The organism is Aquibacillus saliphilus (assembly GCF_020404745.1).
GTDB classification, from domain to species: Bacteria; Bacillota; Bacilli; order Bacillales; family Amphibacillaceae; genus Aquibacillus; species Aquibacillus saliphilus.
This window is the reverse complement of record NZ_JAIZAP010000016.1, coordinates 22,867-35,469: the sequence shown is the minus strand read 5'-3', so window position 1 is coordinate 35,469 and position 12,603 is coordinate 22,867. Positions and strand designations below refer to the sequence as shown.

Sequence of the window (12,603 nt, the reverse complement as noted above, 5' to 3'; positions counted from 1 at the left end):
AATGTCTTGGGTTGTTCAAGAAGAGACCAGTCAAGTTGATTTAGCTAAAGAGTTTAAAAAATTAATCAATCATCGAGAAATCCTGAAAATTCCTGGAGTACATGATGGTATGGCAGCACTTGTTGCAAAACAAGTTGGTTTTCAATCAATCTATCTATCAGGAGCTGCTTATACGGCTAGTCGAGGCCTTCCGGATCTTGGTTTGATTCACTCAGAAGAAGTAGCTAAAAGGGCGCGTGACCTTATTCGAGCTAGCAATCTACCATGTTTGGTTGATATTGATACAGGATATGGAGGGATTTTAAATGTAGCTCGTGCAGCTAAAGATATGCTCGAGGCTCGAGTAGCTGCCGTTCAAATCGAGGATCAGGACTTACCAAAAAAGTGTGGCCATTTAAACGGGAAAAAATTAGTGTCTGCATATGAGATGGCACAGAAAATAAAAACGATAAAAGAAGTGGCACCAAGTTTAGTTGTTGTTGCCAGGACAGATGCCAGAGCAGTTGAAGGTATGGACACTACAGTGGATAGAATTAACCGTTATATTGAAGCAGGTGCAGATGCGATTTTTCCAGAAGCCATTACCGATCCAGATGAGTTCATGCAAATTAGCAACTTAGTTTCAGTCCCACTTTTAGCTAACATGACTGAATTCGGAAAAACACCCTACTTCACAGCCGAAGAATTTGAATCATTCGGCTATGATATGGTGATATATCCTGTCACGTCTTTACGTGTCGCCGCAAAAGCTTATCAACGAGTATTTCAGGAAATTTATGATAAAGGTACACAAAAAGAAATGCTTGAGAGTATGCAAACACGTGAAGAACTTTATCAGACTATTAATTACTATGATTACGAAGATTTGGACCAGATGATGGCTAAAACGGTATTGCCAAATGCAAGGGCGAAATAGTTTAAGGCGCGGCGCCAATCATTTAAGGAATGGCGCCTTATTTATAGACTACAACAATTTCTTTTACTACCTTTTAAATAATAATTGTCAGCGCTACCAATTAAGTTGTAAAATAATAGTAGAAACTTTTTGGTCCAGTGCAAGGGGTTAATTCAATTTCACTTTCATACGATGGTAGTTTTGTTACTAAACTAAAATCTTTAAAAGGAAGGACTTTTAAAATGAAGCTAGTAAGTCTTAATAAAGATGGAAAAGATGTTTTAGGGGTTAAAACGGCAAACGGAATGATTGATATAGGAGCTACTTTATCTAAACATCCTAAAAAAGATGTGCCATTAACTATAATGGAGGTAATTGAAGGAGGTTCAGCCGCTGTAACTGCATTAGAAGATTACATAACTGAATTAGCTGACAGCCCGTCTTATATTTTGGAAGAAAGTCAGGTCGAATACCTGCCATGTGTAACAAATCCAGGTAAAATAATCTGTATTGGATTAAATTATCGTAAACACGCTGATGAGACAAAATCGCCCTATCCGAAAACACCAATTTTGTTTAGCAAATTTAACAATACCCTTGCAGGGCATCAACAGGATATCCCGGTTCCAAAGGTTACAAAGAAAGTGGACTATGAAGTCGAGTTAGGTATTGTAATTGGAAAAGAAACTAAAAATGTATCCGAACAAACTGCCTTGGATCATGTCTTTGGTTATTTTACTGCAAATGACCTGTCCGCAAGAGATTTACAGTTTACAACTCATCAGTGGTTATTAGGTAAAACGTGTGATTATTTTAATCCAATTGGTCCATTTCTTGTTACCAGCGATGAGGTGGTGAATCCTCAAAATTTAAATTTAAAAACAATTGTGAACGATGAAGTACGTCAAAACTCTAATACTTCAGATATGATATTTTCTTGTAGCGAAATTATCAGTTATATTTCTCAACATATGACTTTAGTTCCTGGTGATATCATTATAACTGGTACCCCAGAAGGTGTGATTATGGGTTATCCAGAAGATAAGCAAGTGTTTTTATTGCCAGGAGATAAGGTTACTGTCGAAGTTGAAAATTTAGGAGCATTAACAAATACACTTATAACTGAAGAATAGAAATAAGAGTTTGAAGACTGGTTATTATATAATAACCAGTTTTTTTAAAAATGAACAAAAACATAAAAAAACTCTAAGGATGTTGAGTTTTTAAAACATGACATCAATACTAGATATAAGCCAAAAGACATTATAATTAATTACATGGGTTCGACAATGGACACATATGCTGAAAAAGCGGAACGATTGTGTCGTTTCGTTAGATTAAGTTACAATGAAAAAAAGAAAGTGGGAGGCAAACGCGATGGAAAAGAACCATAATTTAGGAGAAATTATTGATGGTATGGGTCGAGTTATGGTGGCATTTTCTGGTGGGGTAGACAGTACGTTTGTGTTAAAAAGAGCCCAACAAGAGCTGGGTTCATCCAATGTTTTAGCTGTAGTAGTAGCATCTGAATTGTTTCGCAGAGAAGAATTCGACGGTGCTGTAAAGCTTGCTAACGAAATGGGTGTGCCAGTTTACGAAACAGAGATTAAAGAACTAGAAAATGAAGCAATAGTAGCCAATACGCCAGATAGTTGGTATCATAGCAAAAAAATGTTTTACAGTCATTTGAATCAACTTGCTCAAAAAATGGATTATAATTATGTGTTAGATGGGATGATTATGGATGACCTTGATGATTTCAGACCAGGTCTAAAAGCAAGAACAGAGGCTGGTGTAAGGAGTGTACTTCAAGAGGCGAAACTCTATAAGAGTGAAATTCGCACTTTGTCCAAACAAATGGATTTACCAGTCTGGAATAAGCCTGCTTCTTGCAGTTTAGCATCTAGAATACCATATGGTACAAAGCTAGATAAACAGAAAATTTATCAAGTCAATGAAGCGGAGAAATTTATAATTAAGTTGGGTATTGATACGGTTCGTGTACGTCACCATGGCGGTGTTGCAAGGATTGAAGTGTTACCAAATCAAATGGAAAAAGTTCTAGAGTTTAGTGAAAAAATTAATTTTAAACTAAAATCACTTGGTTTTTCTTATAGTTCAGTAGATTTAAATGGGTACCGGACAGGTAGCATGAATGAAGTGTTACCGGGACAGGAAAAACAATCGGGTATAGCTAATTAAGGACTGTATAAACCAAAAAAACCCCTTATTTCTAAGGGTTTTTTTGGTTTATACTATGTTTTCATCATTTTCAATGGTCATAATCCATTGTTGTAGCAGCTTGTGATGTAGCTTCGGAATTAGGGTTAAAATATAGCGTCTGACTTGGAAATGCGATGTTTACACCTTCGTCTTCTAATATTTCCATAATCGAAAAATTGATATCTTCTTTGATTGTTAGGTATTCTTCCCAGTTAGTTGTATTTGTAAAGAAATATAAGAAAATATCTAAGCTACTAGCATTATATTGATCAAACGTAACAAAGATGGTCTCTTGATGGATAGCAATATGACCTTCCAATAGATCCTTTATTCTTCTAACCGTGTTCTCCAATTTTCTTTTAGGTGTATCATAAGTGACACCCAAATTAAAAGTGATTCTCCGTTTACCCATTTTACTCCAGTTAGTAATATTTTCGTTCGACAATGTTGCGTTTGGAACTGTTACAAGTCCCTGCGCAAAGGTTCTAACTCTGGTACTACGAAAGTTAATATCCTCGACTATTCCTTCTACACTCGGTGTCATAATCCAATCACCAATCGTGAATGGTTTTTCTGTAATGATAATAATTCCGCCAAATAAGTTTCCAATCGCGTCCTTTGCTGCTAAGGCAAAAGCGAGCCCACCAAGTCCAAGTCCAGCAACAAATCCATTCACATCATACTCAAATTCTTGTGCAATGATACTGAAGCTAATTGCGATGATAATAAAACGTAAAGCTTTTGAAAAAAATGGAATTAATATTGGATCAAATTTTGTGCTAGATCGCTCATTTATTTTAGTGAATAATATAGAAGAACCAGAGGATAGATTGTATAACCCCCAAGTTATTACAGCGATAATAGATGATCTTATAATTCTAAGAAAAACAATGTTTGATTGTTCTAGATAAGGAAAATAGATAACGGCAACATAAACGCCAATAATTAAAAATATCCAACGAACGGGATATTCAAACGCTAAACAAATTTTAGAAAAGAAATCTGTAGGTGTCTTCCTACTAAAAGCTAATAGTATCCGAAATACGTATTTTGTGAAAATCTTTCTAAATAATAGAAAGATTAATAGAATGCCAATCGATATTCCAATATTAATAAGATCTTCATAGGTTGCAGGTAACCAGTCGATCCATTCAAGCATTGTAATTTCACCCCCGAAATACTTTCATTCATTTCATTATAATAACACAAATCGATTAGGGATAAGGACTTATTCCTAAATCTCAAACAGTAGCAAAAAGTCCTGTTTTACAACAGATTTAAAGTGGACTAGCCTGGGTTTACTTGAATGGATAGTTAAATAGTCACGTTTTTCATGACGCTTTTGCATTGGCAAGCATTTAAAATAGGATAAAATGAACCTGATGACTTATTGATGATTTATTATAATTGTTGTACGGTTAACTTATATTTTGTAAACGCATACATATAAAGTATGCCGTTCAACTAAAGTGTTATCCACTAGAAAGGAGGGACAAGTTTACTAATTGTTTGTAATGAAGTTTATTTATGTTAATTACCGTAATGCATATCCTATCCTAGTGATTTCCTCAGCATGATACCTACTGAAATAGAACATCTCAGATTATAAGCTAAAGCCCATTGATTCATATCTAATAATTGTCCATATAATTCTACAATGATAATCAGTTGAAAAGATTAAATACAATAAGTACTGAGAATAGAAAGGGGAAAATATATGAATAGCCAATTGAAACGATTTTTTATTGTTTTATTAATACTATTGCTTGTTCTTCCGCTGTCCCTGTCAGCTAAAGGGAATCAAGCAAGTGAAAACAGTAACAAGCCACACCTCGATCACCAGTTGGAAACTCCTGAGTTTAATAATGTATCTGTTCATGATCCCTCAATTATAAAAGAGGACGATATGTATTATGTGTTTGGTACCCATATTGAGGCTGCTAAATCAAAAGATTTAATGGATTGGGAGAGTTTTGCTAATGGTTATACAACACCAAATAATGTGTTGTATGGAGATTTATCAGAGAATCTAGCTGAGTCTTTTGAATGGGCAGGTGAAGATGATGCCGATAGTGCTGGAGGCTTTGCTGTTTGGGCTCCAGACATTTTCTGGAATGACGAATATGTTAATGAGGACGGTACAAAAGGTGCTTATATGATGTATTACAGTGCTTCCTCAACATATATTCGTTCGGCTATTGGTTATGCTGTATCTAAGGACATTGAAGGACCGTATCAGTATGTGGATACGATTGTTTACTCTGGTTTCACTGAAGGTGAAGACTATGATGACAACAGTGATGTCAATAAACAATGGGAAAACACTGCTATTGATGAACTTATAGACAAAGGAGAGATATCAGAAGCAAACGCTGATTGGTTTAATGAGGATGGTTCTTACAACAACACCATGTATCCTAATGCGATTGATGCTAATTTATTTTACGATGAGGACGATAAGCTCTGGATGACATACGGTTCTTGGTCTGGCGGTCTTTTCATGTATGAACTTGATGAAGCAACAGGTCTGCCAATCTATCCTGGCGAAGACCGAGAAACAGAAGATGGTCGGATGATTGATAGATACTTTGGAACAAAGATTTCTGGTGGATACGGGAAATCAGGTGAAGGTCCTTATATCGTTTACAATGAGGACAACGGCTATTACTATTTGTATATAACTAATGGCTGGTTAGGTGCCGATGGGGAATATAATATGAGGGTATTCCGCTCGGAAAATCCGGATGGACCCTACCTAGATGCAGACGGTCAGGATGCTGTACTACCGGGTAATGTAGATCATGCTCCTTACGGAAATAAGTTAATGGGTCACTTTATGTTTGAAAGAAAAATTGGCGATCCTGGAACTGGAATTGGTTATGGGTACATTTCACCAGGACACAATTCTGTTTATTATGATGAAGATACCGGTGAGCAGTTTTTAGTGTTCCATTCACGCTTTCCGGAAAGAGGCGAAACACACGAAGTTCGCATCCATCAACTGTTTATCAATGAAGATGGCTGGCCAGTGGCAGCTCCATATCGCTATGGTGGGGAAACACTGGAGAAAGTGAATCGTCAGGATGTAGTAGGTGATTATCGGTTCATCAACCATGGTCAAGATATTTCGTCTACTGTTCATAAGGATGTAAACATCACACTAGAAAAAAACAATAAAATTACCGGTGCAGTTAGTGGTAAGTGGAAGAAGACAGGCCACAATCAGGTTGAGTTAGAAATTGACGGTGAAACGTACAAAGGTGTCTTTGTCCGCCAATTTGATCCAGTTACCCAAAGTACCGTTATGACATTTACTGCTTCTTCTGGACATGGTGTCAGTGTCTGGGGCAGTATGCGAGATATGGGTAAAACAGATGAAGAGATAGTCGCAGATGTGAAGGAAGATTTAAACTTGGGCGAAACAGATCGGGTTGTAACAGATTTGACGCTTCCTACGGAAGGGACAAGAGATACGGAGATTTCCTGGACTTCTTCTGATGTTGAAGTGGTTTCCGAACAAGGCGTATTGAATCGTCCTGAGTCAGATGAAGAGAGTAAGACTGTTACGTTGACAGCGACCATTACCAAAGGTGAGGTAACTGATACGAAAAGCTTTAGTGTTACCGTTCTTCCCAAAGGAGCAAAACAAGTAATGGCCCATTATTCCTTTGAGAATGACCTATCCGATAGTACTGGCAATTTTGGTGAAGGAACCTTAACTGGTAATCGAATAGATAATACTGGCGGTACGATTAGCTTCGATAAAGGAGTAGTTGGTCAGGCATCAGTATTTGACGGTAATTCTGGTGTGAAGCTGCCAGATAATTTAATTACAGGTACGAGTTATTCTGTTTCCCTTTGGTTAAATCCAAAGACCTTGACAGGTTATACAACCAGTTTCTTTGGAGCTAGGGATAGTAGTAACTGGGTGAGTCTATTACCTGGAGGCTGGCCTGGTGATAATCAAGTAGCTGTTTGGTCAGGAGGGTCTAGTTTCACTGATGCAACCACTGGTACCGAGCTTCAGACTGATGAGTGGACCCATCTGGCAATGACTGTTGATGATGGAGAGGTAATTGTTTATCTAAATGGTGAAGAAAAATCGAAAACTACAGCCTTTAATAATGTCTTCACGACAAGCAACAGCCAGTTTAGCTTAGGTGTTAACTGGTGGGATACCCCTTATCAAGGCATGATGGATGAGTTATCTATCTATCAAGGCAAGCTTACAGCCGAAGAAGTAGCACAATTAGCAGCAGAGTAATAGAAAAGTAGGTTAGAATTATTGAATTAACATTGTAAAGTTAAAAAAGTGAGGTAACCAATTATCATTTGGTTACCTCACTTTTTGTTGCTATATTATATCATGCTGAGTTTGAACAAGTATCTATGATACTATTTGTTCGATTTTCTTTTCGATTTTTGCCGGAGCATCTTTAGGTCCAAATCGCTCGATAACTTCACCGTTTTGATCAACTAAAAATTTAGTGAAGTTCCATTTAATATCATTGCTTATGAATCCTTTTGCTTGGCTCTTTAAGTATTGAAACAGTTCATGAGTATTTTTTCCGTTCACATCAATTTTTTCATGGATTGGAAAAGTCACACCAAAATTGATCCGACAAGCTTCTTCGGTTTGTTCTGATGTTCCTGGCTCCTGGTTAGCAAACTGATTACTTGGAAATCCTAACACAGCTACACCACGGTCTTTATATTTTTGATGAATTTGCTCAAGTCCATCAAATTGCCCACTTAAGCCACACTTCGTTGCAGTATTGACGATTAACATAACTTTATTTTTGTATTCACTTAGCTGATAAGATGTACCATTTGGTTTACTTACTGTAATATCATAAATGCTCATCAAAAATCCACTCCTATCATTATTTTATATCGCGTACGATATAATTAGTATATCATAATCTATATTAAAAGATGCAAATAGCAGCTTATATTATGAGGTTTCTATCTATTGATTATAATCATCTTATTCGGCCAATATTCCCTCTTATAGATAAAATAGTAAGGATAGAGATTTTCTTAGAAGGTAATATAGTTGAAAGATTATAGTGAATTTTGCCCGCATTGCAAATCCAATCGACATGTCCTTTCTGGTTTTATTATATAAACTTGTGTCCACAGAATCGGGTATAGGTCAATTGGTATAATTCACCGGGAAGAATGATCAAATCTATATTCATCATAACAGTAGATGGCTATTAAACATTAACAAGAACAACAGAATTATTAAAGTGGTAGTTGCCCACAACAAATATTTATTTAATTTTCCGTCATGATAGTTACTTAACTGATAGCCTGTAGCTACAAATAGTGTAGCCATTTTACGATACATATCATAGTATAGAAGTCTATCGTATTTTTTTACTACATATTTCTTAAATAAAATAAAGATAAGAATGGACCAGAGAAAGGGTTGCATTCCACTTAGTATATGTTTCATTTCAAAATAATTAAAATCTACATGCATATTCGTTAAATTTTCTAACAAATAAGGATGAATACCAATCAATATCATCATAACGGTTAAAAATCCCATTCCTAACTGCATGCTGATGGTTGGTTTTTTAGCTAAGTTCATAGTACTATTTTTGAAAAATGCATAATAGATAAATTTTAAAAACAGTAGAGAAGTCCCGAAACTCATCAGGTCCAAACCCCATTTTAATAATGGTTCGTGTAAAGCATCTTTAATAAGGCTTTTACTCATATAGCCATTAAAAAAGGGAACTCCAGCTATCCCCAAAAAAGCTACCAATGTTGCTATCGAAGTTACGGGAAGTTTACTACGCATGATCCCTAAATTTTCAAAATCATCCTTCCCTGTAGTATAAATGACAACTCCCACTGCCATAAATAATACAGTTTTATATAATATGTGATTAACCAGGTGAAACATAGCTCCTGATATTCCCGCTGCAGTTCCAATACTAATACCAATAATCATATAACCAACCTGTATTATTATCGAATAGCTCAATAATTTAAGGACCTGATTTTGCCTTAAGGCCATTACAATTCCAAACAAAGCCGAAATAAGACCAGCATATGCCAAAATATTTATCCCAGACACGAGACGAGCCATTACATATACGCCCACTTTTGTCGTATATATCGACAAAACTACTGCAACATAAAAAGGAGCTTTGCTGTAAACAAGTGGCATCCATGTATGGAAACCGACAAAGGCCAGCTTAACTGCTATTGCAATTAGAAAAAAGGGGGTACCAGCCTCTATCGCATTCAAAGATAAACTACCGGTAGCCGAATACTGTAAAAATATCCCCCATAATAAACTCAAACTACCAGCCACGTGCATTAGAAAATAATAATACCCCGTTTTTTTAGTGAAATCACTTGCCATTATAATAAGAAATGAGGAACTGATCGTCATTAACTCCCAGAAAACATACAGAGTAAACAGATCACCGGAAAAAACCACGGTCAGGGCACTACCAATAAACACAAATATTAATCGTAAATTAGGTAGGGAACATATATTAATGGAATAAATGACAGCAGCCAGGCCAGCGAAAGCAAAAATTAATCCAGTTAATTTACTGATACTATCTACTTTAATAGGAATTAGAGTAAGTTTTAGAAAATCCAGTTGTAAACTATTACCAGGTATTAAATAAAAAGTAACAATAAGGGCTCCTGCAGTAATAAGGAAAGATATGATGTATTTTATTTTATTATTAATGGGCAAAAGTAATAGTAAAGCACCTGTTATATATAAGAAACCTGGAGTAAGCATCTTCAACCCCCTAGTAGTATTCTTATGTATTCCCCATTATCCAGCAAAAATTTCGGAATTTTATTCATTAGACTTAAAGGTAATGAAGGTACTATACCAAATACAATACATAAACTGCCTAGAAAGATAGTTGGTAATTTTAAAGATAAACCTGGTTCTTCTATTAATAGTTCTTCTTCGGTTTTTGTATATAATGTAACAATTACTTTTAAATAATACGTTAAAGATAAAAACGTTCCCACCAGAATAAAAAAGGCAGCATAAACAAAGTCAGCTTCTAGAGCTGCTTCAACAATAAGCCATTTACTCATAAATCCATTGAAGGGAGGCAGGCCCACTATAGCAAGGGAAGCAACCACAAAAGTAAATGAAATTATGGGGAATTTATAACCTAGCCCTTTAATATCTTCAATTTCAACAGCGGTTAAACTATAATTAAAAATTCCTACAACTAAAAATAAGGCACCTTTCATTATGGCATGATTTAAAATATGAAAACTTCCAGCAATTAAGCCTGCTTCCGTTCCCACAAATAATCCGATCATGATATACGCTATTTGGGCAATGCTGGAATAAGCAAGCAGGCGGTTTAAATTTGATTGTTGAAAGGCTAAACAGTGAGCAATAAGAAAAGTAATGACTCCCCAGAAAACTACTATAGTTAACATTCCACTTTCATCCAGAAAATCAATGCCAAACATTATATATAATATTCTTATTAATGCATAAAGAGCGGATTTCATCACCAAACCCGAGGATAAAACATTGTAAGGGATTGGGGAATCTTCATAAGCATCAGGTAGCCAAGCGTGCAGAGGAATTAACCCGATTTTTAATGCATAGCCAAAAACAAAAAACGCCATAATGGTACTTTTAATCTTAAAGGGAATATCTTCAAATGCTAGGGGGATTTCAGCCATATTTAGAGTTCCAGTTAAATAATAAGTTAAAATTGTAGCTAGTAAAATAAAAAAGCTCCCCAACGTAGACATGATCAAATACTTAAAAGTACCTTCTATTCCTCTATCAGTCTTTTTTTGCAATGACAGAGCGCAAGAACTCAGCGAACTCACTTCCAGAAATACATAAAGATTGAATAAATCAGCAGTAAGAACCATTCCTGAAATACCGGCTATCATTAAATAGGCAAAAATAAAATAGTCATGTTTAATAAATTTAGTATATTTCATGGAAAAAATAATAAAAGGTAAAAATAATATCGCTATGATTAACAAAAATAGGCTGGAAAAAGGATCGACCATTAAATTTATTCCCAACATCCCCCAATCACCAATACTGTAAACTTTTGCGGGATAACTGTTAGTAATAACTAAAATTAATAAATAAAGATAAATGATCGCACTACCGGTTACCAGAGGGAAAAAAATCTTTTTAACATATAATCTTGAAATACCAAGAAAAAATGCGGTTAATAAAGGTGAAATGATAACCAAAACAGCCGCTTCCATTATTAACCTCCTAAAGAAAAGCGCGCAGGGTGCCTTGCTCACCCTAGGGCAATAAGACAAGCCTCAGCGTAGCGGTCTTTGCCACATAGAGGTTTGTCTTAAGACCTCAGACGGGGTAAGCGCTGGAGCTAGACATCTTTGAATTTTATTCTATCTTACCTAACGTGCAAAAATAAAAATTATCCTCTCAATTTTCGAATTTCATCAATGTTTAACGTTCTATATCTTTTATGTATCTTAATCACCACCGCCAGCATGACAGCTGTAACACTTCCCCCGATAACAATGGTAGTTAGGGCCAGTGCCTGAGGGATAGGATCGACTACTATTTCATATCCTTTGTCTAAAATAGGAGCAGTTCCATCCGGTTTATAACCTACGAGCATTAATAACAAAATCAAAGAAGATTCTACAATAGTAAATCCAATAACAATTTTTATTAAATTTTTTTTGGTAATGATCGTGTACATTCCTAGACAGAACAAAATGATTACGACAACATATGGTATTTCCACTATTATTTCTCCTTAATCAAACTATTAAAAATGATGGCCAGACCAGCTCCTACTTTTAACCCAATCATTAAATTGAGGTAAGGTATTAACCCGGCACTAAACACTTCTCCGGCACTTCCCGTTCCGAAAGGGGCTTGTCCGCTGGCAAGAAAATTGCTTCCAGTGAATACGCCTAGTAATCCCAGTAAAACAAAACCGATTGCTCCGATATTTTCTACTAACTTTTTTTGGGCAGGTTTGAATATATATTCAGAGAAATCAACACTATAGGTTATTGTCAGCAGAATGGGAATGACAGACAGAACAACGCCTCCAACAAAACCACCGCCAGGACTAAGATGACCAAATAATAGTAAGTACGCTCCTAAAACGGCTAAAAATGGGATAATCAATGTTATCGTTTGATTAACAATACTTTTAAATGTTGTACCAAACATTGTCGCTTTAGTTATAGGAACCAGAAAAGCTAAAATAGTTGCAGCAGTTAAAATCACCGTTGCTTCACCCAAAGTATCAAAGGCTCGGTAATCATATAAGACGGATGCAACTAAATTTGTCGCCCCGGTTTCCTGTACCCCTTCAGAAATATAGTGTTCAGATAAATATCTTTTACCGTCGCTATCAAGATTATGTATGTCATAAAATAAGAAGAATAAGAAAATAGCGAACGTTATAACAAGGCCTATTTTATAAAGCTTTTTAAACCTTTCATTTAGTCTACTCATC

At 35.8% G+C, this 12,603-nt stretch carries 10 protein-coding genes; 4 read left to right on the top strand and 6 right to left on the bottom strand.

Annotated elements, in window-relative coordinates:
- The first annotated feature begins 1 nt into the window (after nt 1).
- The 3 genes from prpB to larE all read left to right on the top strand — a co-directional run bounded on the left by prpB (nt 2) and on the right by larE (nt 3,097).
- Nucleotides 2–916, top strand: coding sequence for a methylisocitrate lyase (gene prpB / locus LD272_RS15425; RefSeq protein WP_226037519.1), 915 nt, complete (start codon nt 2–4; stop codon nt 914–916).
- 221 nt (nt 917–1,137) lie between these two features.
- A complete protein-coding gene (locus LD272_RS15420; protein ID WP_226037518.1) occupies nt 1,138–2,028 on the top strand; it encodes a fumarylacetoacetate hydrolase family protein in 891 nt (296 codons plus the stop codon).
- A gap of 244 nt (nt 2,029–2,272) precedes the next feature.
- Entirely contained in the window at nt 2,273–3,097 is an 825-nt protein-coding gene (larE, locus tag LD272_RS15415; protein WP_226037517.1) for an ATP-dependent sacrificial sulfur transferase LarE, read from the top strand.
- A 70-nt stretch (nt 3,098–3,167) separates the two neighbouring features.
- Here the strand turns inward: larE and LD272_RS15410 are convergent, their stop codons facing one another.
- Nucleotides 3,168–4,277 (bottom strand): mechanosensitive ion channel family protein, encoded by a 1,110-nt coding sequence (locus tag LD272_RS15410; RefSeq protein WP_226037516.1) that lies wholly within the window; start codon nt 4,275–4,277, stop codon nt 3,168–3,170.
- A 558-nt stretch (nt 4,278–4,835) separates the two neighbouring features.
- Between LD272_RS15410 and LD272_RS15405 the strand changes: the two genes are divergently transcribed.
- Nucleotides 4,836–7,382: a LamG-like jellyroll fold domain-containing protein gene (locus LD272_RS15405; RefSeq protein ID WP_226037515.1), complete on the top strand. Its 2,547-nt coding sequence runs from the start codon at nt 4,836–4,838 to the stop codon at nt 7,380–7,382.
- Between the two features lie 123 nt (nt 7,383–7,505).
- Here LD272_RS15405 and LD272_RS15400 read toward each other — a convergent pair whose 3' ends face one another.
- From LD272_RS15400 to mbhE, 5 genes are all read right to left on the bottom strand, one after another.
- Nucleotides 7,506–7,982 carry a glutathione peroxidase gene (locus LD272_RS15400; RefSeq protein ID WP_226037514.1) on the bottom strand — a complete coding sequence of 159 codons (477 nt, stop codon included), beginning with the start codon at nt 7,980–7,982 and terminating at the stop codon, nt 7,506–7,508.
- Nucleotides 7,983–8,318: 336 nt separating this feature from the next.
- Nucleotides 8,319–9,893 (bottom strand): proton-conducting transporter transmembrane domain-containing protein, encoded by a 1,575-nt coding sequence (locus LD272_RS15395; RefSeq protein ID WP_226037513.1) that lies wholly within the window; start codon nt 9,891–9,893, stop codon nt 8,319–8,321.
- Nucleotides 9,894–9,895: 2 nt separating this feature from the next.
- Complete coding sequence (locus tag LD272_RS15390) at nt 9,896–11,362, bottom strand: complex I subunit 5 family protein (RefSeq protein WP_226037512.1); 1,467 nt, start codon at nt 11,360–11,362, stop codon at nt 9,896–9,898.
- Nucleotides 11,363–11,541: 179 nt separating this feature from the next.
- Nucleotides 11,542–11,877 (bottom strand): sodium:proton antiporter, encoded by a 336-nt coding sequence (locus LD272_RS15385; RefSeq protein WP_226037511.1) that lies wholly within the window; start codon nt 11,875–11,877, stop codon nt 11,542–11,544.
- A 2-nt stretch (nt 11,878–11,879) separates the two neighbouring features.
- Complete coding sequence (mbhE, locus tag LD272_RS15380; RefSeq protein ID WP_226037510.1) at nt 11,880–12,602, bottom strand: hydrogen gas-evolving membrane-bound hydrogenase subunit E; 723 nt, start codon at nt 12,600–12,602, stop codon at nt 11,880–11,882.
- Between the last annotated feature and the right edge of the window lies 1 nt (nt 12,603).